Source organism: Pseudomonas sp. AO-1, assembly GCF_019775695.1.
In the GTDB taxonomy this organism is placed as follows: Bacteria; Pseudomonadota; Gammaproteobacteria; order Pseudomonadales; family Pseudomonadaceae; genus Aquipseudomonas; species Aquipseudomonas parakoreensis.
In genome coordinates this window covers 2564323-2585694 of the sequence record NZ_CP079947.1, presented here as the reverse complement: position 1 = coordinate 2585694, position 21372 = coordinate 2564323, and the positions used below count along the sequence as shown (strand labels likewise).

General features: G+C 60.0%; 15 protein-coding genes and 2 pseudogenes. 9 read left to right on the top strand and 8 right to left on the bottom strand.

Features of this window, described 5'->3' with window-relative positions:
- Positions 1–354 precede the first annotated feature (354 nt).
- From KVQ82_RS12020 to KVQ82_RS12010, 3 genes are all read left to right on the top strand, one after another.
- Positions 355–2520 carry a protein-disulfide reductase DsbD gene (locus tag KVQ82_RS12020; protein WP_222018970.1) on the top strand — a complete coding sequence of 722 codons (2166 nt, stop codon included), beginning with the start codon at positions 355–357 and terminating at the stop codon, positions 2518–2520.
- Positions 2521–2536: 16 nt separating this feature from the next.
- Positions 2537–3148: a redoxin domain-containing protein gene (locus KVQ82_RS12015; protein WP_222018969.1), complete on the top strand. Its 612-nt coding sequence runs from the start codon at positions 2537–2539 to the stop codon at positions 3146–3148.
- 97 nt (positions 3149–3245) lie between these two features.
- The gene (locus tag KVQ82_RS12010) at positions 3246–4232 is read left to right on the top strand and encodes an arsenic resistance protein (protein WP_222018968.1); all 987 of its coding nucleotides are present in this window, start codon (positions 3246–3248) and stop codon (positions 4230–4232) included.
- A gap of 735 nt (positions 4233–4967) precedes the next feature.
- Here the strand turns inward: KVQ82_RS12010 and ligD are convergent.
- From ligD to KVQ82_RS11990, 4 genes and pseudogenes are all read right to left on the bottom strand, one after another.
- Complete coding sequence (gene ligD, locus KVQ82_RS12005) at positions 4968–7580, bottom strand: DNA ligase D (protein ID WP_222018967.1); 2613 nt, start codon at positions 7578–7580, stop codon at positions 4968–4970.
- A gap of 330 nt (positions 7581–7910) precedes the next feature.
- Positions 7911–8663 (bottom strand): annotated as a pseudogene (locus tag KVQ82_RS12000) (DNA polymerase ligase N-terminal domain-containing protein); the annotation flags it as partial.
- Between the two features lie 17 nt (positions 8664–8680).
- A complete protein-coding gene (locus KVQ82_RS11995) occupies positions 8681–9634 on the bottom strand; it encodes a class I SAM-dependent methyltransferase (RefSeq protein WP_222018966.1) in 954 nt (317 codons plus the stop codon).
- A 10-nt stretch (positions 9635–9644) separates the two neighbouring features.
- Entirely contained in the window at positions 9645–11024 is a 1380-nt protein-coding gene (locus KVQ82_RS11990; protein ID WP_222018965.1) for an iron-containing redox enzyme family protein, read from the bottom strand.
- Between the two features lie 325 nt (positions 11025–11349).
- Between KVQ82_RS11990 and KVQ82_RS11985 the strand changes: the two are divergent.
- A pseudogene (locus KVQ82_RS11985) lies at positions 11350–11807 on the top strand (transposase).
- A 93-nt stretch (positions 11808–11900) separates the two neighbouring features.
- Here KVQ82_RS11985 and KVQ82_RS11980 read toward each other — a convergent pair.
- Complete coding sequence (locus tag KVQ82_RS11980; RefSeq protein WP_222018964.1) at positions 11901–12671, bottom strand: tellurite resistance TerB family protein; 771 nt, start codon at positions 12669–12671, stop codon at positions 11901–11903.
- Positions 12672–12921: 250 nt separating this feature from the next.
- Between KVQ82_RS11980 and pcsA the strand changes: the two genes are divergently transcribed.
- Positions 12922–13644 carry a phosphatidylcholine synthase gene (pcsA, locus tag KVQ82_RS11975; protein WP_041073513.1) on the top strand — a complete coding sequence of 241 codons (723 nt, stop codon included), beginning with the start codon at positions 12922–12924 and terminating at the stop codon, positions 13642–13644.
- Positions 13645–13781: 137 nt separating this feature from the next.
- Here the strand turns inward: pcsA and KVQ82_RS11970 are convergent, their stop codons facing one another.
- From KVQ82_RS11970 to KVQ82_RS11960, 3 genes are all read right to left on the bottom strand, one after another.
- The gene (locus KVQ82_RS11970; RefSeq protein ID WP_222018963.1) at positions 13782–14594 is read right to left on the bottom strand and encodes a class I SAM-dependent methyltransferase; all 813 of its coding nucleotides are present in this window, start codon (positions 14592–14594) and stop codon (positions 13782–13784) included.
- A 30-nt stretch (positions 14595–14624) separates the two neighbouring features.
- Positions 14625–14897 carry a DUF4242 domain-containing protein gene (locus tag KVQ82_RS11965; protein ID WP_007962415.1) on the bottom strand — a complete coding sequence of 91 codons (273 nt, stop codon included), beginning with the start codon at positions 14895–14897 and terminating at the stop codon, positions 14625–14627.
- 191 nt (positions 14898–15088) lie between these two features.
- Complete coding sequence (locus KVQ82_RS11960) at positions 15089–15352, bottom strand: DUF2790 domain-containing protein (protein WP_222018962.1); 264 nt, start codon at positions 15350–15352, stop codon at positions 15089–15091.
- A gap of 297 nt (positions 15353–15649) precedes the next feature.
- On the opposite strand from KVQ82_RS11960, the gene KVQ82_RS11955 reads away from it, so the two are divergent.
- From KVQ82_RS11955 to KVQ82_RS11940, 4 genes are all read left to right on the top strand, one after another.
- Positions 15650–16390, top strand: coding sequence for a response regulator (locus tag KVQ82_RS11955; RefSeq protein ID WP_222018961.1), 741 nt, complete (start codon positions 15650–15652; stop codon positions 16388–16390).
- Positions 16387–17700 carry an ATP-binding protein gene (locus KVQ82_RS11950; RefSeq protein WP_222018960.1) on the top strand — a complete coding sequence of 438 codons (1314 nt, stop codon included), beginning with the start codon at positions 16387–16389 and terminating at the stop codon, positions 17698–17700. The genes KVQ82_RS11955 and KVQ82_RS11950 overlap by 4 nt, the downstream gene beginning before the upstream one ends.
- A gap of 241 nt (positions 17701–17941) precedes the next feature.
- Positions 17942–20122 carry a hypothetical protein gene (locus KVQ82_RS11945; protein ID WP_222018959.1) on the top strand — a complete coding sequence of 727 codons (2181 nt, stop codon included), beginning with the start codon at positions 17942–17944 and terminating at the stop codon, positions 20120–20122.
- On the top strand, positions 20109–21137 hold the full coding sequence (locus tag KVQ82_RS11940; RefSeq protein ID WP_222018958.1) for an NAD(P)/FAD-dependent oxidoreductase: 1029 nt from the start codon (positions 20109–20111) through the stop codon (positions 21135–21137). The genes KVQ82_RS11945 and KVQ82_RS11940 overlap by 14 nt, the downstream gene beginning before the upstream one ends.
- Positions 21138–21372: the final 235 nt, after the last annotated feature.

Here is a 21372-nt window from a genome sequence, read left to right as displayed (position 1 = left end):
CTCCAAAGAAATCACTTGAACCTGTAGTAGCTACAGATATTACTCTGGTTCGACTGATACTGATAACCAATGCGGCGTGGCCGGCTCGAGATGTTTTTTCCAGAGACTTTCCAATGATGAAGGCGACAACCCTCAATAAAATCGGGGGCGCAGTGGGGCTAGGCTGCCTGGCCTGTTGTGCCACACCCATGCTTGGGCTGATGGGGATCGCCGCAATAAACATAACCGCCAATGCTTGGTGGCTTGGTCTGACCCTCGTGGCCCTATCGGTTGGAGCCTTGGTTTATCGCAATGTTAGCCACAAGCAGCACCGGTGCGCGAATTCGCAAAAGCCATGCAAAGGAGCGGAGTGCCGTGGTCGCTGATATCGTGGGTACCTCCCGCTTGATCGCCCTGCATAAGCACTTGGTACGCGTATGCGTTACGTTTTTGCTGGGTATGTACGCGGGCGCGCTCTGGGCATCCAATGCGAGCAACGTAGTAACTACCGAGCACATGAGTGCGCAATTGGTGGCAGAACACCAGAAGCTGACTCCGGGAAAAACATCGTCGATTGCATTGAAATTGAACCACCATCCACAGTGGCACAGCTATTGGCGTACCCCTGGCGATTCAGGCTTGCCGACGCAGATCAAGTGGAACGTGCCAGAAGGCATCCAAATGGGCGCGATTCAATGGCCCGCTCCTAAGCGACTACCGTTTGGCCCATTGATGAACTTTGGCTATGAGGGTGAAACCTGGCTCATCAGTGACATCACCCTACCTCCGGACTTCGTCAACCCGTCGGTCACGCTGAGTGGCCACGTAGAGTGGCTGGTTTGCTATGACGTCTGCATTCCTGAAGAGGGGCAGCTGACACTAACCCTGCCAGTAGGATTGCCGGGCACTTCTCCAATTGCCAATCCCGAGGCAGTTCGGGGCTTCGAGACGGTGCGAACCCTGTTGCCAAAAAAGGCAAATGATTGGAGCTTTTCTGCGGTATCGACGAGTACCGGTAGCACCCTTTCTATCGCGCCTCCACAAGGGCAATCCTTCCCTCAGAGCGTCAGTTTTTTTCCGTATGATGAGGGGGTGATCGAGCCGAGTGCGGTTCAGACCTTGTCATACGATGACGCTGGCTATCAACTCTCCATGACACGTGCAGTTCAGCCAGTGGCTCCCCTGGTGCGACTTCGCGGCATCGTAGTGACGGAAAATGGCACAGGCTCACCAGAGGCGCTGGAAATCGATATTCCAGTCCAGGGTGCAGAAGTAGCCAAGCCGAACGCGACCATCGATACAAGCGCTCAACTGGGGTTGATTGCTGCGGTGTTGCTGGCTTTTTCAGGCGGGATACTGCTCAACCTGATGCCCTGCGTCTTTCCGATCCTCTCGATGAAGGTATTCGCATTTGCTCGCGAAGCAGATCCATACAAATCGCGCCGAAATGGCCTGTTCTACTCAATAGGCGTCGTCATTTCGTTCTGGCTGCTTGCGATTGTGCTGATGGGATTACGATCTGCTGGGCATGAATTCGGATGGGGCTTTCAGCTTCAATCACCGGTAATAGTCGCCAGCCTTGCGTTGTTGTTTTTTGTGCTTGCGCTCAATCTTTTGGGTGTTTTCGAGATGGGCAGCCTGGTGCCGAGCCCTCTTGCATCCATCAGCCCTCGTCACCCAGACGTCAGTGCATTTTTCTCCGGTGTGCTCGCTGTTGCGGTTGCCTCACCCTGTACAGGCCCGTTCATGGCGGTGGCGCTTGGTTATGCAGTGACCCAGCCCGGATGGACTTCGTTGGCCGTCTTCACCTCGCTGGGCCTCGGTATGGCCTTGCCATACTTCCTGCTGGCTTGGTTTTCCGGCATCAGGAAGTGGTTGCCTCGACCAGGGCCATGGATGGTGCAATTACGTCAATTCCTAGCCTTTCCGCTGCTTGCAACCGTCATATGGCTCGCCTGGGTGCTGGGCGTCCAGGCTGGCGTAAGCCCGTTGATCGACCTTCTTTTGGCACTCTGGTTAATGGGTCTTGGCCTGTGGCTTTTCGGCAGGTTTCCCTCCAGATTGGGTAAAACGATTTCATGGGTTTTGGCGTTGAGCATCCTGATACCGATGGCCAATATCGCCGGCTCCGCGACCTCCGAGTTAACACGCCAAGCTGGTCAGTGGGAGACCTACTCGCAAGCCAAGGTTGAACAGCAATTAGGCGATGGGAAGACCGTATTTGTCGACTTTACCGCTGCTTGGTGCGTGACCTGCCAAGTCAATAAAAAGCTCGTGCTGAATACCGATGAAATCGACCATGCCTTCGAGCAAAGCGGTGTGGTCAGAATGCGGGCCGACTGGACAAATCGAGACCCTGAAATCACCCGTGCCTTGGCGCGCTATGGCCGGTCTGCGGTTCCCATGTATCTCGTTCTCCGTCCAGGCCAATCGCCAGAAATGCTGCCAGAGTTGCTGACTAAATCTCTGGTGAAGGCTGCACTTGCTTCTCCCGAGTCACCTGGCAGTGAGTCATCGAAGCCCATTCTGGGCACTCTTTAACCGAGGAAAAATCAACATGAAAACATCCATCGTCGCGTCAATGACATTACTGCTGGTATCGCTCTGGGCGAACGTGGCGAGCGCTGCGGCAGTCGTAGGGCAAGCGGCTCCGAACTTCACCGTGACAGACAGCAATGGTACTTCTGTCTCGCTGGCAGACTACAAAGGGAAGTACGTGGTTCTGGAGTGGATGAATCCCGTTTGCCCGTTTACCCAAAAGCACTATCGCAGCGGCAACATGCAGGCCTTACAAAGTGAATACCGCGCAAAAGGCGTGGTGTGGTTGTCAGTCAACACCGCAGAGGCAGGAAGCGCTTCTTACCGTCCAGGTTCAGAGATGAACGCTTGGGAAACCGAGATGAAAGCAGCCCCATCTGCCTTGTTGATGGATTCTGACACCAGCTTAGCCAAGCTGTACGGCGCTAAAACGACCCCGCACATGTTTGTGGTCAGCCCTGCTGGCAAGGTGGTGTATGCGGGTGCGATTGATGACAAGCGCAGCACGAACATCGAGGACGTAAAAATCGCAAAGAACTTCGTGAAAACGGCGTTGGATGAAAGCCTGGCCGATAAACCGGTCAGTATTTCTTCAACACAACCTTATGGGTGTTCCGTTAAATATCTGTGATGTTCTTCGCACAGCGTTAGAAATACACGCATCACTCGACGGACGAGTTGCGGTTGCTTAGGCTGACGGCCTTTTTTTGATACCCGAGGGGAGCACTATGGATAGGGATGCACTTGAACAGAACCAGATACCGATCTATTTCGTCGCGGTCATTGCCGCAGCAATCGGTGGGTTCATGGCGCCTGTGGCCGCTCAGGGGCTGAATGCTTTGGTGACTCCAACCATCGCCGTGCTGATGTACGCGATGTTCCTACAGATTCCCTTTCTTGACCTGCGCGAAGGCCTGAGCAATAGACGCTTCATGTCAGCTCTTTTGATCGCCAACTTCGTACTGATTCCACTGCTGGTGTGGGGCCTCACCAGAGGACTCACGGATCATCCGGCGATCCTTGTTGGTGCTCTTCTGGTACTGCTGACACCCTGCATCGACTACGTGGTGGTCTTTACTCATATTGGCAAGGGCGACTCTCGTGGGATCCTTGCGGCCACACCGATCCTGCTGCTACTTCAGCTTGTTCTGCTACCCGTGTACTTGGCCTTCATTTTGGGCAGACAGTCCGAAGTCGTGATCTCGGTAGGCCCGTTTGTTGAAGCCTTTCTCGTGCTGATTGTCGCGCCGTTGTTGTTGGCCGTGGTTACAGCGGCGCTGGCCAAAAAGTCGAAAATCGTCGGCGGTTGGAACGCCGCCTGGGCTTGGCTACCCGTTCCAGCAATGGCGGCGGTTCTGATCGCGGTGGTCGGTTCTCAAATCTCCTCGGTCGTTCGCGACATCGACCAGCTTGCCCCGGTGATCCCTGTGTATATCGGCTTCATGCTGCTGGCACCGTTGGTGGGCGCGTTGGCTTCGAGAGCTTTCAAGCTGCCCTCCACGACTGCCAGAGCGGTCACTTTCAGCTCGTCAACGCGTAACTCTTTGGTCGTTCTGCCATTGGCTCTGGCATTGCCAGAAGAAATTCGAGGCCTTGCTGCCGCTGCTGTGATCACCCAGACGTTGATCGAGTTGGTTGGTGAGCTGATCTACATCCGCGCAATACCGGCACTCGTTTGGCGGAAAAAATCGCAGATTGCGTCGATGACCTCATAGGCATGTGACTTACCTCAAGGGGAGTTAGCTGGACGCTTATCAATGACGACCTGAACTCTTTTGAAAAATATGTGAATCAACCTGACCCGCCTTTGTCGCTAAGGGCGGGTTCGGGGAGGCACTAGCCTTTGCAGCAACCCGACGACGTACGAGGTGCGGCCTGTGGGATTGTCCCTCCAGTACCGCAACAAGACGTCTGGCTTGCCGAAGCCCTCAAGCGATCATCGACTTCATCGAAATCCGAGTTGCAAATGCCCGTCTCCGGGAGGACCAGCTCGACCCTTTTGGCCGCATCCCAATCACCCGCCAGCGCCGCGACGACAGAGCGAACTTGCTCATACCCCGTCATCAACAAGAACGTTGGCGCTCGGCCATAGCGTACCGAACACTCCGCAAAAAAGGATGCTTGCCTGACGGTGTTTGTAATCACTTCAGGTGTGAACATATGAACAAGTTGAGCCGTCGTGGGTTGAAAAAGAATACCTGCGAGCGCTGGAGATAAAAACGCGCAACCGCGACTAGCTGGTAGCACCTGTTTACGCTGCATCGCCTGAGGATCTTGAGCGTGCGGCCGCATCTGGAAAAACAGTACTTCGCGGGTCTGGGCCACTGGTCCGCCCCCGAAGATTCAAATCGCTTCAGGACGAACCTGAAAAATCAAAATCCACTAATTGAATTGAGTTCTATTGTTCGTTTGCCTTTCCCAAAACTGCTTCAGTGCAGCGTCAGTCTGGATCAGGGCTTTTTCATCCCCACCCGCCGCTGCATCTCGGCCGTAATCGTCTGCCGGGTTTTCTTCATGTCTGCCCAAGGTCCATCGCCCACTTCGGCCAGGCGTTCATGCGCATTGTGAATGTTCCACTGGTTGCCGCCCTTGAGCGATTCGACCTCTTCACGAAAAATCGGCATCGACACCGGCAACCCTTCTCGCGTACGCACGGCGTAGGCGCAGATGGTGGTCGCGCCCAAGCCGTTGCGCAGGTAATCGATGAAGATCCGTCCCACCCGATTCTTCGGCCCGGACACTGCGGAAAAACGCTCCGGCAGCATCTTGGCCATGTGGCTGACAATGGCGCGGCTGAACTCCTTGACTTCATCCCAGCCGAGCTTGCGGGTCAGCGGCACCACCAGGTGAATGCCCTTTCCGCCGCTGGTCTTGAGGAACGCCTTGAGCCCCAGTTCATCGAGCACCGTCAGGGTCAACTGGGTGGCCTCGACCATGCGTTTCCATGGCAAGGCCGGGTCCGGGTCGAGGTCAAGGACGAAGCGGTCGGGTTTGTCGAGGTGGTCCGAGGTGGCGTTCCAGGTGTGCAGTTCGACGGTGCTCATCTGCACGGCGCCGATCAACGCCTCGGCGTTGTTGATCACCATCATCGGTTGGCCCGTGAGCTTCTGGTCTAGGGTGGTGATGTCGGGAATGGCCAGGCGCTCGGCGTTTTTCTGGAAAAACAGTTCGCCGGCGATGCCATCCGGCGCGCGCACCAACGCCACGGGGCGGTCCTTGAGCTGCGGCAGAATCCACTCGGCGACGCTGGCGTAATACTCCGCCAGTTGCACTTTGGTCGCACCACTGCTGGCGTCGATGACACGGTCCGGGTGAGTGATGCGCACCTTGCCCTGGTCAAGGCCGATCTGGGACGGCGCAGGTTCGGCTTTCTTCTTCGCGGCGGAAGGTTGGGCCGCGGCGGTTTTTTTCCCAGGGGCAGTTTTCACGGCAGTCGGACGCTCCTCAGTGATGTCTTTGGCAGGTTTGTCGTCACGCAGGCCATGGAACACCGCATGGCGCACCGAACCGTCCTTGGTCATTTCGGCAAAGGCCACTTCCGCCAGCAGGCGCGGTTTGAGCCAATGCACAGCCTTGAACTCGGCACCGCCGGGCGGGTTGACCACCGCGGGTTTCTTCGTATGCAGGGGTTTGAGTCGTTGATGAATGCTGTTGAGGGTCGCCTCGGTAAACCCGGTGCCGACCTTGCCGGCGTAGCGCAACTCACCGCTGTCGCGGTCATGCAGCCCCAGAAGCAACGCACCGAAGGCATTGCGTGAACCTTTGGGGTCGGTGAAGCCAACGATAACGAATTCCTGTCGATGCTTGCACTTGAGTTTGATCCAGTCACTGCTGCGCCGGGAGACATAGGGCGAACCGAGGCGTTTGCCGATCAGGCCTTCCATCTGCATTTGGCAGGCGCTGTTGAGCAAGGCCTCCGGGTCTTCGCTAAAGGCCTCGGAGAAGCGCAGCAGAGGGTCTTTGCCGGTCTTGAGCACCGTCGAGAGCGCAGCCCGGCGCTCCTCGACGGGCACCTCGCGCAGGTCCACGCCATTGAGGTAGGGCAAATCGAACAGGTAGTAAAGAATATTGCCGCTGCGGCCGGCCTCGAAGGCGTTTTGCAAGGCCTGGAAGTCCGGTACGCCGTGTTCGTCGGCCACCACAACTTCACCGTCAAGCCAGGCCGATTCCAGGCCTAGGGACACCAGCGCCTTGGCCTGGCCGGGCAACTTGTGGGTCCAGTCATGGCCGTTTCGTGTAAAGAGTCGAACCTTTCCATCTTCTATCCTAGCGAGCATCCTAAAACCATCGAATTTGACCTCATAGCTCCATTGACCGCCCGGGGCCTTTTCCACCAAGGTCGCCAGTTCGGGTTTGATCTGGTCTGGCAACTCGGCCTTGCGCGCGCCGGTGAGCTGCGCGGACTGTTCTTTGCGTACTGGCGCTGCGGGCTGCTTGATGGCCTTGGCTTTGGCTGTCTTGGGTGCTTTGGGTGCTTTGGGTGCTTTGGCGACGATAGTCCGTTCGCTGAGCACGCTGTCGGGCTCGGCCGCAACCACGTCGTAATCGTCTACAGCCCGAGCGGCACCGTCCTGATGCTTGATTAGAAACCATTGCTCCTGCTTGCCCGGCATGTGCGTGCGAACCAGGTTCCACACGCCGCCGAGCTTCTCGCCTTGCAGTTCGAACTTGAGCCGGCCCTTGGCATAGGCCTCGACCGGATCGTCCAGGGGAATCCACACGCCACGATCCCAGACGATGACATCGCCCGCACCGTAGTGGCCTTCAGGAATGCGGCCCTCGAAGGTGGCATAATCCAGCGGATGGTCTTCGACATGCACCGCCAGGCGCTTGACCTTGGGGTCCAGCGACGGACCTTTGGGTACCGCCCAGCTCTTGAGCGCACCATCTAACTCCAAGCGGAAGTCGTAATGCAGGCGCGAAGCATCGTGCTTCTGGATGCAGAACTGCAAGGCGTGTGCTTTTCCCTTACGTTTGCCTTTCGCAGGTTTGGCGACGCCGGCAGGTTCGGGGCTCTCTTCGAAGTTACGCATACTGTTGTATTTTTCGAGTTGCTTTTCCATGGTGCCCTCCCCAAAGTGCAGACAACATCAACCTGCTGTTGTCTTGAGACCTCGAATAGGTGTGAGAAGGTTCACTTATGAATTCACCAGATCTGCGCTAATCCGGAAGCGCGGTGACAAGGACAATCAGGATTGCAGTCGCAACCAGTGAAAGCTGTTCGCCCGTGTCGCCTCATTTCAAACGCAACATGTTGGAATTCACTCTGGTGAGCTTTGTGAAAGGCACTGCACCGAAAGGCAACAAAGGAATTTTTTCAATCGCAACACCACTAACGTCGGATCCCGCAAAATAAGGCACCTGAAACGCAACATTTGAAGTGGCACCTATTTAAATTTGATCTCGTAGCTCCACTGCCCTTCCGGGGCGCTGTCGACCAGCGTCGCCAGTTCCGGCTTGAGTTGCGCCGGCAGTTTGGCCTTGCGCGCACCAGTGAGCGTAGCGGACGCCGTTTTGCGCGGTTTGGCCGGGGCCTTTTGCACCGGTTTGGCTTGCTCGGCGGCGAGCTTGGGCTTACTGATCAAGGTGCGCTCGCTGAGCACGCTGTGCGGCTCGGCGCTGAGTACGTCGTAATCGTCTTGCGGGCGCGCAGCGCTGTCCTGATGTTTGATCAGAAACCAGTTCTCCTTTTTGCCCGGCATGTGGGTGCGCACCAGATTCCAGAGGCCGGACAGCTTCTCGCCTTGCAGTTCGAATTTGAGTTTGCCCTTGGCGTAAGCCTTGGCCGGGTCTTCCTGCGGAATCCACACGCCACGATCCCAGACGATCACCTCGCCGGCGCCGTAATGCCCTTCGGGAATGCTGCCCTCGAACGTCGCGTAATCCAGCGGGTGATCTTCGACGTGCACGGCCAGGCGTTTGACCCTGGGGTCGAGCGACGGCCCCTTGGGCACCGCCCAGCTCTTCAGCGCGCCATCGAGTTCGAGGCGAAAGTCATAATGCAGGTGCGAAGCGTCGTGCTTCTGGATGCAGAACTGCAGCGCATGGTCAGTCACCTTGCTGCGGCCACGGCGCTTGATGGCGGCGGGCTCCGAGGTCGCCGAAAAATCGCGCATGCGGTTGTAGTCGTCGAGGTTCCTGGTCATGGCGCACCTGCCTTGTGTCAGCCAATGCGGGTCACGGTCAGCGCGACCACGGCGATCCGGTCTACACGCTGGTAACCGGGATTCAGCAATTCTTCACCGAACACGTCGGGATCCAGTTCGCGATAGGTCCAAGCGAATCGCGCCGAATCCAGGCGTGGCACCACGGTGTCGAAAAACGGATCACGGCCATCGACCATGGCCACGCCGGTGTACAGCAGTAACGAGCCACCGGGCGCCAGCCGATTCAGCGCCTGTTCGACGATGCGCAGCGACAACCCGGCCCCGAGTGAACCTCCGCCATTTCGGTAGGCGCGCCCGGCGGGATCGGCCATGTACGGCGGGTTGGCGACGATCAGGTCGAAGTGGCCGTCGGTACCCTGCAACACATCGCTGGCCTGCACCTCGACGTTGGCGACCTCGGCCAATGCCGCGTTGATCGCGGTCAGGCGCAGCGCGGCGGGGTTGATATCCACCGCCAACACTTCGGCTTCCCGCCGAGCGCGGGCAATCAGAATCGCACCGACGCCCGCCCCGCATCCGATATCCACCGCACGCTGGATCGGTGCAAAGCTCTGCTGCAGATGCGCGTGAATCAACTGCGCGAAACGGTAGGTGTCCGGACCGAAAAACACCGAATCGGCGGCATCGGTGGGAAAGCCCGAATGCACGAACAACAGGTCATCCAGACTCGACCAGCGCACCCGGCTTTTCAAACGGCCGTCGTAGGCGTCAATCACTTGCGCCTCCTGCAACTGCCGCTGCTCGTCGGCGGACAACAACCCCGGTTCGAACGGGCGCGACCAGCCGAAGACATCACGCAAGGTATCGGCCACCTGCCCCTCGTCCCGCTGGTTGACCCGCTGATGGGTCAAAGGCGTCGGCGTGATGAAACGATAACCGTCGGCCTGCAAGCGTCGGCCGAGTTGCAGCAGCGTGAGGTCGTCGGCAGACAAATGTTCTTCCTGATTCATGGAGAGTTCCTTAGCGCAGACTGGATTTGAGTTCGATGAAGCGACGCGTTGCCAACAGCCCCGCCGGGTGGGCATGGCGGGCGGGTGACAGCCATGGGATCAGCGTGGCCATTTGCGCGTGACCGTCCTGGCCTTGTAGCGAGGAGGTCAGACGCTGCACATCGGGATCGTGTTCGGGCACGGCGGCGTCCGGGGTGGCGACCTGGCGGCTGCGTCTTGGTGTCGGATTCTTCTCCGACGACGTCCAGTCGCCGGCAATCCAGTCGTGCAGCAGTTGCTTTTCATAAGGACTGAACACGCCGAACATCGCCGCACCGTCGCCGTCGATCAACTGCCAGAAACGGCTGGCCTGCGGATCCTGATTGCGCTTGATCCAGCCCTTGTCCTGCATCACCTGCAGAAACCCGGGCAGTTGCTCGGGCGTGGCCAGCCACTGATTGACGGTTTTGCCGTCGAAGCGGCAGTAGTCGGAATGCATGTGCTGACCGAACGGACGCTTGCGCTCGAGCATCGTCAGCACTTCCTGTTCCAGGTCGAAACCCTCGATGATGGCGCGGCTGCCCTGCCCCAGGTCGTTGAGTCGATAGCCCAGCGATACCCGGCGCAGAAACTCGCTGCGATCCGCTTCCAGCGGCAGCAGGTCGAGCACCGCCTGCACGGCTTTTTGCGCATGACCGGTGCTGGCGTTATCGATGGTCACATGCAGGGTGAAATAGTACGGATCGATGCCCAACTCGCTGAGCTCATAGGCACTGATCAGCAGGTGCAGCGGCAATTGTTCGTAACCGAGGTTGTAACCGATCACCTCCGGCAAACAAGCTTCACCGCAGGCACCGAGTGCCAGTTGCAATGCACCTTGCAGGTAGCGCTCATCGGCGATGGCGCTGGCATCCTGCAAACCGTGTTCAGCGAGCAGTTTGCGGTAGATCACCACATGGTTTTGCGCAGGATTGCCGTCGCCGAGTTCTTCCAGATAGGTACACAGCAAGCCATCAAAACGCGGGTCGCGCCATTGCGCCAACAAGCCGTACAGCCACGCGCCATCGACCAGTTTGGTCGGTGCCACGGCTTGCAGAAAGTACAACGCGTGAGCCTTGTTGCTGAAGAACTGGCGCGGTCCGCCGGCCTGACGCTGTTGCAGGTAATCGGCGTACTGCCGGGCAACCTCGGTGCAGTGCCCGGCGACCCACTCCTGCCACACCGACGGATCCTGCGGCAACGCTTCGGGCAACAGCGCGGCGCGCTGCAACTGCTCGGCGAGAAAATCCTGCGCGAGGGTGTCAGGCGAATGCTCGAGCAGCAGCGCCTCATAAATACGCCGCAGGTCACCGTCGGCAATGATCGGCTGTGGCTGCGCGCTCGGCGCTGGCAGGGAAGTCAAGGCAGTCATGTCAGTGTTCTCACTCGGTTGGCCGGTCAGGGCGTTGTTTCACGCCTCTACAGCAGCAGAGCAACCGCTACGGAGAAAAATTCAATCGACATGAAAATTGCCCTGACGGACGGCGATCAGCGCCAATTCTCTTTCACTTGATCACTTGGTCTGGTCACTGTAGGAGCTGCCGCAGGCTGCGATCTTTTGATTTTGTCTTTTACGATCAAGATCAAAAGATCGCAGCCTTCGGCAGCTCCTACATTTACATCGTGTAAAGGCTTGGCCGAGCGGAGTGTTTCGGGAGCGCTAGTGTTCAAGGACGATGGTTACGGAGGGCAAAGGAATGCCTGAAGCTGCAAAAGCCTGCGGTTTACGCAAGGGACGCTATTCGGAGGTTGGGCGGGTTTATTTGCTGACAGCGGTGGTTGAGCAACGCCGACCGGTTTTTTCGGATTGGAGAGCAGGACGACTATTGGTAGGGCAGATGCGGGCCGCCGATCAAGCGGGAGTGGTTCATTCGCTTGCCTGGGTTGTGATGCCGGACCACCTCCATTGCTGGTCGAATTAAAACAAGGCTCTTTGGCGCAATTAATGTGCCGTGTCAAATCGCGCAGTAGTCGCTCGGTCAACCTGCTGCGAGGCAATTCGGAGCCGGTGTGGCAACGCGGCTATTACGACCGAGCTCTGCGTCGCGATGAAGATCGTAAAGCCGCTGCCCGCTACATTGTCATGAATCCATTGCGGGCCGGTCTGGTAAAGCGTTTGGGTGATTACCCGCTATGGGACGCAATCTGGCTCTGAAGATCAACAGATCGCAGCCTTCGGCAGCTCCTACATTTGGAGCGCTTTTCCCCTGTAGGAGCTGCCGAAGGCTGCGATCTGTTGACTTTTGCTTCAGCCCTGCCCCTTGGCCTGCTGTTCCAGGTGCACCTGCAATTGCGGGTCGATCTGCAGGGCGGCGGCCAGTTCATCCAGATAGTTGCGTTCGGCGTCCTGCTGATCGTCCACCAGTATCACGCTGACCAGGTACATTTCGGCGGCCATGGCCGGGTCGCCGTTGGCGGCCTCGGCGACTTCGCTCGCATCCAGTGGTTTGGCGATTTCGCTTTCGAACCACTGCTGCAATTGCGGATCGTCGGTGTGCTTGCTGATTTCACTGTTGATCATCTGTTGTTCCCGGGTATCGATCTCACCGTCGGCCTTGGCTGCGGCGATCAACGCCCGCAGTACGGCATGACTGTGTTCCTCGACTTCGGGCCCGGCCAGCAGGTTGGCGGTTGGCGGGATCTGTTGCGGTGCCGCTGAGGCCTGACTGCGTTGCCAGGCCTGATACGCCTGGAACGCCATCATCCCCAGCGACGCCAGCGCCGCATAATGGGTACCACCGGAGCGGCTTTGCGTACCGCCACCCAGTGCCCCACCCAACGCGCCGCCCAAGCCACCACCGCTACCGCCGCCGAGCAGACCACCGAGCAAACCGCCCAGACCGCCCAGCCCACCGGACTGCGCCGCACTGCCGCCGGGGCCTGCACCGCCACCCAACAGACCACCGAGCAAGCCGCCCAGTCCGCCGAGTCCGTCCGGATTACCGGTCGAGTCAGCACGTTGTTGTCCCGCCGAGGCCTGGCCTCGCAGCAGTTGTTCGAGCAAATCGCTGGTGTTCATGATGTCGTCCTCAGGCATTGGCATTCACTGCGTCAGGCAACGATAGACCGGCGCAGCCATCGCGCCAGCACCGTCTGGCTGACACCGGCGGTTTTCGCCGAGGTATTTTTCGAGCGGCCAGCTAAGATTCAACAGTGGTGAACCTTATCCCGGCCAAACCGGTCGATAGCTGCAACCCCGACCCGGTTTGCCGGCGCCCTTTGCTCGAGGGTGATACCCGGCTTGCTTCATTTTTCTGGAGAACGCCCCTGTGATATCGACCGTACACATCGCCAGGCTCAAAGCATGGGGCGCCCATGGTTTTACCGCGACCGGCGTGGTCACTGCCTTTCTGGCGACCCTCGCCCTGCTGGAGAACCAGCCGACCCATTGCCTGATGTGGCTGGGTGTGGCATTGATCGTCGACGGCCTCGACGGGGCGCTCGCGCGCAAGGTCAATGTGCAATCGGTGCTGCCGAGTTTTGACGGTTCGATCCTCGATCTGGTGATCGACTACCTGACCTACGTGTTTATCCCGGCGCTGTTCATCTACCGCTACATCCCCCTGCCCGACTACACCCTGCTGCTGAGTGTGTCGCTGATTCTGGTGTCTTCGCTGTTCTGCTTCTGCAACGTCAACATGAAAAGCAAGGACAACTATTTCGTCGGTTTCCCCGCCGCGTGGAACGTGGTTGCCCTGTGCCTGTACATCATTGGCCCGGGACCGTGGATCACTTTCCTGACCATCATTGGCCTGGCGCTGCTGACCGTCACCCGCATGAAGTTCCTGCACCCGTTCCGTGTGCGCCGGTTCATGCCGATCAACATCGCGGTCACGGCAATCTGGCTGTTGTGCAGCCTGTCACTGGTGCTCAATCACCCGGTGATCAATCCGCTGGTGATGGGGTTGTGGCTGCTGATGTCGGCGTACTTTCTGGGGATCTGCATCTGGCGTACGGCGCTGGAGTGGGTTGATGGGGCACACCTGAAATAGCGCCAGACCTGCCAAACACGAATACCTGTGGGAGCTGGCTTGCCAGCGATTTCGTACTGTCAGTCGACATCGTTTTGACAGGACAGCCGCCATCGCTGGCAAGCCAGCTCCCACAGGGATTGGCATTGTTCCGCCATTCAGCGTTTGGTGATCACCACCTCCAGATACTCGCTCGGCACCACCAGCGAACCGGCTCCCGCCCGATTCGAGCGGTTGAGCAAGTCCGCCAGATCACTCTCCAGCGCCTGACCGCTTTCCGGCGGCAATGCCGCGAAGGCCTTGTGCACCGGCCCGTACCAGTGACGGAAGATGTCGATGAAATGCGCCGCCGAGCGATAACGGAAGTTGAACGTGCGGCGGGTGACCTGCAGCAGAAATTCACGTTCATCGAAGTGGCTGTGCAACCACGCTTCGGTGCCCCAGTTTGACGGTGGCTGCGCGACGGCGGGCGGCGGCACGTGACGGCCGAGAACCTTGAACATCTGGCCAACGAACCCTTCCGGGGTCCAGTTCGCCAGACCGATGCGCCCGCCACGCCGGCAGACCCGCGCCAGTTCCGCCGCCGCAGTCGCCTGATCCGGGGCAAACATCACGCCGAAGGTCGACAACACCGCGTCGTAACTCTCGTCAGCGAACGGCAACGCTTCGGCATCGGCGACCTGAAAAATCACCTCCAGATGCTCGGCTCGTGCCCGATCCTGCCCACGTTCGAGCAGCGCCGCGACATAGTCGGTCGAGGTCACCAGGCAGCCACGCCGCGCTGCCGCCAGGGTCGCATTGCCGTTGCCGGCGGCGACATCCAGCACCTCTTCATCGCAGCGCAGGTCGCAAGCCTCGGCGAGGTTTTCGCCGACGATCTGCAAGGTGGTGCCGATCACCGCGTAATCGCCGCTGGCCCAGGCGACTTTCTGGCGCTCCTTCAGACCCGTCAGATCAATGGGCGTACTCATCAATCGTGCTCCGCAGCAGGTTGGAGAACTTCATTCAGCCGTGGTCGGGTCAATGACCGTCATCACCCGTGCCACGCTGTTGGCCGGGAAGCCGCCCAGCCTGGCGTGCTCGCGCACCTGCTCTTCGTCAGGGGCGATGTAAACGCAATAGATTTTGTCGGCGGTGACGTAACTCTGCAGCCACTGCACTTGCGGCCCGAGTTCACGCAACACTTGGCAGGAGGTTTGCGACACGGCTTGGAGTTCTTGCGGCGACAGCTTTCCGGCCCCTGGAATCTCGCGTTCAATCACGAATTTCGGCATGGCAACCTCGCGTTCTTTTTATCAAGGACAGGGTCGGCAGTGGCCCTGCCTGGTCACTATCGCGCCGAGGGTCGATGGCGTCCGTGCCAATCGTCCGAAGAACACGTAAAACAAGGGCTGGGCCGATGAGTGGCGGTTTTTTGTAAAGCCTGCGAAACACCGTCGGGACTGCTCGGGATGGCGAGGAGCACTCAATTTTCGTTGTTGCAGCCATCGGCGAATTTACGGTAATCCAGCACTTGGGTTTTGCCTGCCGAATCGAGGTAGGTCATGCGCGCATCGACAATGCCGCAGGTCACTGAGGTGTCCTGAGTCATCGACAGCACTTTCTGCACGTCCAGGTGCGTGCCGTAGGTGTAGGTGTGCGGGGTAATATCGGCTTCGGCACGGGCCGACAGGGTGCAGATGTTCAGGGCGGCGAACAGGTAGGCGGCGATCACGGATGTGCGGGTCATGGCGGTTACCTCAAGGCGTGGATGGGTTGAGCCGAGGCAAGCTGGGTGCGCCTCGATGGAGCCTATTTGAGGCGCCTGAGGTATCACGTCTGTGTCTGGAAATGCCCGTTATGACGCGCTGTGTATCTGCGCCACCCGGAGATACACAGCGATACAAAACCCTGAAAAAATCGCGTTTTTGCGTGTGTATGTATCCGTCATGGCGCCAGATACACTGCAATACAAACCCCGGCAGGCAAGCCGGCGCAGGCTCGATAGACTGCATGGCATTGCCCTTTGATTAGAGGTTCTGCACCGATGGAACATGTCGATCACATTCTCATCGTCGACGACGACCGCGAGATCCGCGAGCTGGTTGGCAATTACCTGAAAAAGAACGGCCTGCGCACCACCGTGGTCGCCGATGGCCGACAGATGCGCAGCTTTCTCGAAGCCAACACCGTCGACCTGATCGTGCTCGACATCATGATGCCCGGCGACGATGGTCTGCAGCTGTGCCGCGAGTTGCGCGTGGGCAAACACAAGGCCACGCCGGTGCTGATGCTCACCGCGCGCAACGATGAAACCGACCGCATCATCGGCCTGGAAATGGGCGCAGACGATTACCTGACCAAACCGTTCGCTGCCCGCGAACTGCTGGCGCGGATCAACGCCGTGCTGCGGCGCACGCGGATGCTGCCGCCGAACCTGGTGGTCACCGAAAGCGGTCGTCTGTTGGGTTTCGGCCGTTGGCAGCTGGATACCTCGGCCCGACATCTACTGGACCAGGACGGCACGCTGGTCGCGCTCAGCGGCGCCGAATACCGCTTGCTGCGGGTGTTCCTCGATCACCCGCAACGGGTGCTCAGCCGCGATCAGTTGCTCAACCTGACCCAGGGGCGCGAGGCCGATCTGTTTGATCGTTCCATCGATCTGCTGGTCAGCCGCCTGCGCCAGCGTCTGCTCGACGATGCGCGCGAACCGGCTTACATCAAGACCGTGCGCAGCGAGGGTTATGTGTTCTCGCTGCCGGTGGAAGTTTTCGGGGCTTCGGCATGAGTTTCAGGCTGCAGTGGCCGCGTACGCTGGCGTCACGCTTGTCGCTGATCTTTCTGGTCGGGCTGATCCTCGCTCAGGCGCTGTCGTTTGGCGCGCAGTACTACGAGCGTTTCCAGAGTGCCCGAAGCACCATGCTGGGCAATATGCGAAACGACGTCTCGACGTCGATCGCCATCCTCGACCGTTTGCCCGCGCAGGAACGGCCCGCCTGGCTCAAGCAACTGTCCCGCACCAACTACGACTATCTGTTGAGTGTCGGCGAATCCGGTGCGCCGCTCGACCCCGAGGCCGACGAGGTGCCGGTGGCCGTGACCTCGATCAGCGCCGCGCTCGGCGGTGCACACCCGCTGAGCTTCACCCGGTTTGCCGGGGAGCAAAAACACTTTCAGGCCCATGTCAGACTCAGCGACGGCAGCCCGGTGACGATTGATGTGCGTCCGGCCATGCCGCCCTTGTCGCCGTGGCTGCCGGGGGTCTTGCTCGGACAACTGGCGTTGCTGATCGCCTGCACCTGGCTGGCGGTGCGCATCGCCATCCGCCCCCTCGCCCGCCTCGCCAACGCCGTGGACACCCTCGATCCCAACGCCCATCCCGTGATGCTCGACGAGCAAGGCCCGATCGAAGTAGTCCACGCCGCGCGGGCCTTCAACGCGATGCAGACGCGCATCGCCGCGTATCTGAAGGAGCGCATGCAACTGCTGGCGGCGATTTCCCATGACCTGCAAACCCCGATCACCCGCATGAAGCTGCGTGCCGAGTTCATGGACGACTCAGTGGAAAAAGACAAACTGTGGAACGACCTCGGCGAAATGGAGCACTTGGTCCGCGAAGGCGTGGCCTACGCCCGCAGCATCCATGGTTCGACCGAAGAAAGCCGGCGCACTGACCTCGATGCCTTCCTCGACAGCCTGGTGTTCGATTACCAGGACATGGGCAAGGATGTACGCCTGATCGGCAAGAGCGCGGCGGTGATCGATACCCGCCCCCAGGCCCTGCGGCGGGTGCTGGTGAACCTGACCGACAACGCGTTGAAATTCGCCGGTGCCGCCGAAGTCTGGGTCGAAGCCCACAAGGATAGCCTCGCAATCACCGTCATGGATCGCGGTCCGGGCATCGCCGACACCGAACTGGCGCACGTGCTGCAACCGTTCTATCGCGTGGAAAACTCGCGTAATCGTGATACCGGCGGTACCGGTCTGGGACTGGCGATCGCCCAGCAACTGGCCATGGCCCTCGGGGGTTCGCTGACCCTGAGCAATCGCGAGGGCGGAGGGCTGTGTGCCGTGCTGAAGCTGCCGCTGCAGCCCTGAGCCGTTCAACGGCCTCTGTTCAATCGCTGCCGACAGGTAACTGACGGTTAATGTGCACATTGTTGCGCCATGCCTGCACCTTTGTCGCAATCCACTGACTGCGCCGCCGGGTTGTCGCACTTATCGTTATGTTGTCCGTTTCGCGTTGGCGACCACTGGTCACCACTGTCAGATCTGACAGTGGTGAATCAGCGTCGGGATGCGGTTCCATGGCGATTGGTCCAACCTGTCGGGGCGCAACATGACTCTGCTCGAATCCGTCAGCCACGTGTGTACGCGCCTTGCCCCCGGCGGCTGGCATTCGCTGATGCTCGCCCACGGCCTGGATCTGCTCGGTGAACCGTTCGCTGCCGAACTGCAAAAGCCGCTGAACATCGACCGGTCGATACCCGGGTTTGCCGATTTCACAGTGGCCGGCAGCCGCGCGATCGAAGCCGGCGTGCCGGCGCACAGCCTGCTGTATCACGCGCTGGCCTCACCCGATGTGCTCTGCGATGAGAACGGGCAAACATTGCAACTGTTTCCCACCGCCGCCGAGATCGAGACGGTGCTCGACTATGTCTACAGCGTCATCCCGCCCACACTCGACAGCCTGCGCCACAAAGCCCGGGGCGCGCCGTTGGCGGTGGTCGCGTTCGCCAGTGAATATCGTTGCGCCGCCGACACCGTGCATGGCCGGCATGCCGACCTGTGCTTCTCGCGTACCGGTATCGCCCGCGTCGGCACCGCACCCGCGCGCTATGACGCGATGCGGCGCAGTTTCCTGCCCTTTGTCGACGATGACCCGCACGGCATCCGGGTGATGCCGGTACGCTACAGCGCCTACATTGCCGTGCAACTCAAGGGCGATGCCGAACGCTTCGGGCCGATGGATTTCCAGGTGGATCTCGACCCCGGGCTGGATTTCTGGGTGCCCCTGCACAAGTTGTTCAATGGTTCGCAGTGCCTGGAGGGGCTGAACCTGACGCTGACGCTGGACAACCACCAGATCAACGAAAAACTGCGACATATTCATTTGCGCCACAGTGGCACCGGTTGGCAGGAACCGCAGATCAGCCAGCCGCCCTTCGTCGTGACGGACAATCTTGCGCATTGGGCGTCGGCTGTGGATCTCGGGCCGGGTCTGCTGGTGCCGGAAACCAGAGCCCGGCTGGTCGCGCCCGTCGAGTACCAGGGCAAACCGTTGTCCTTTGTGCTGCCGGCCAATACCGGAGGTATGGTGCACGGACGTCACCGGGTCGAGGCGGATGGCAGCATCGAAGACCTGAACGACCACGAAGGTGTCGACGAGTTGGTTCGTCAGGGCGGTTATCGCGCCTTGCATTATCAGGACGGCACCGCCGATGGCTGGGTGTTGCCACGCTGCCGGATGCTGGAAAACTGCTTGCCGACGGTAGCCGCCTATTCGCTGATTGGCCCTCCGGATTTCTACCCGTTATGCACTCAACGCCGGCTGTTGCACTGGCTCCGCAATGAACCGTCGCTACCAGATGCCGGCGTCTGGCACGCCCGACTGGAAGCACTCTCTAACGTACGCTACTGCGCCAACCTGGACTTGCAGGATCAATTGTTCTCCCCGGCTGACCGCGGGGTGAGCGCGATAGTCGGCCTCGTCGATCAGCTCGGCCCGCCGCAATCCAACGGCGCACAAACGTCACCCTCGCGGCCCACCTCGCTGCCCGACGGCGCCGCCGGTGTGTTCGGGCCGGGCTGGGAGGTCGGCTGGGTTCGCCAGCGTACGGCGGACGACGAATGGATCAACGTCCTCGCCGGTTATCAGATGGCCAGCCCGTTTCCCGAGGATGCCAAGATCTGCGCCGCGCTAGGTTCTTTCTGGCCCGGGGTCGCGCCGGATTCGGCACGGGTCTTCGAACCGCGCTCGACGCTGCACAGCATCATTCCCCTGACCGATGAGGAAATCGGCATGGGCGGCGTGGCCTGGGATAATCAGCGCGCCCCGCAACTCATCACTGAAGACGAGCACCTGATCGTCCAATACCACGCGTACGCCCATGCCGATTACACACAGGTGGCCCTCGATGGCCGGTTTTCCCTGAGCCTGACCGGCCACACCGCGCAAGCCGCGTATCAGCAACGCGTGCGCTCGATGTATCGCGTGTACCGCGTGCTCGGCGCCGCCAGCGACAAGCCTCTGCGCAATGCCTGGCCGCTGCTGTCGTTCGTTGAGTTGCAGCGGCCGAATGCCGAACTTGAAACCGCGCAGGAAGAGTCTGGGCGGGTTCTCGACGGCTGGGTGCAGCGCTTTTTGCTGTACAGGCGCGGTGCCGTGAAAGTCGCTGAAAGTGATTTCAGGTTACGCCACGTTGAAGTCGAAGAGCAGGTGATTATGCTGCTCAGCGCGGATGCAATCCTGATCAAACGCGACTCCCTGCCATGGCAGGTAGCCGATGAAGCCATTTGACGTCGTGATCATCGGCGCCGGGCCTGCGGGCAGTGCAACCGCGATCAGTTGCGCCCGACACGGTCTGCGTGTGGCCTTGATTGAACGGCAGGCGTTCCCGCGCTTTCGCCCCGGGGAAAGCCTGCATCCGGGCATCGAACCGCTGCTGCAGCAACTGGGGGCTGCCGAGCAATTGTGTGGCCGCACGGCCCGGCGCTTCGACGGCCACTGGGTGCACTGGGACGGCGCACCGCGCTTCAATGGTTTTGGTGCCGATGATCGCGGCGCCTGGCAGGGTTTTCATCTGGAACGAGCACAACTGGATGCGGCGTTGCTATCGAGTGCCGCCGCGTTGGGTGTAGAGGTCAATCAACCCTGCCGGGCACGACGGGTACTGACCCAAAGCAACCGAGTAATCGGCGTGGAAACCGACAGCGGCTGCTTCTACGCGACCTGCCTGATCGACGCCAGCGGCGCTGGCTGCTGGCTCGGTCGCCAACTCGGTTTGCCGGTGCGCCACTGTTCACCGCCGCTGGTGGCGCGTTACGGCTACCTGCAGGGCCACAGCGCGACCTATGCAACGGCCGCGCATTTGCTGGCCGATCCTGACGGGTGGACCTGGATCGCCCAGGTTGAGCCCCAGTTGCTGCACTGGACGCGCCTGACATTCGAAAACAACGGCCGATCGGCGAGCCTTCCCTTGGCGCTGCATGCATTCCCGGCCGTGGGGCCGATACGAGGCGCCGATGTGACCTGGCGCATCACCACGACCGCCGCCGGTGCCGGCTATTTTCTGGTCGGCGATGCGGCCAACCGGCTCGACCCGGCGTCCTCCCACGGCGTGCTGAAGGCGTTGATGAGCGGTATGCAGGCCGCGCAAGCCGTGGTGGATTGCCTGTGCAAACCGGCCTTGCAAATACCGGCGCAGGCGCAATATCGCCATTGGCTGAACGCTGGATTCGCGCGCGATATGACGCACTTGCGCAATTTCTATCGTCAGCATCCCTGCCCACCGTCCTGGCTGCCTGCCGCATGACTCACAGGAAGCTGGCGAGCACGGAGTCCTGATGAAACTGCCGCAACAACGCCGATCCGCCGACGGTATCCTTCCCACAGTGATAGAACCGCACTGTCTTTGCAGGTTCACAAAGCCTGCAGGTTGCCCCAGCCCGGCTAGACTGATTTATTACCCAGTCGAGGGGGCTGCAGGACGCATCGTCTCGCCCTGCCCGCATCCACGACCACCGCCCGGTGGTGTATGCCTCGACCTT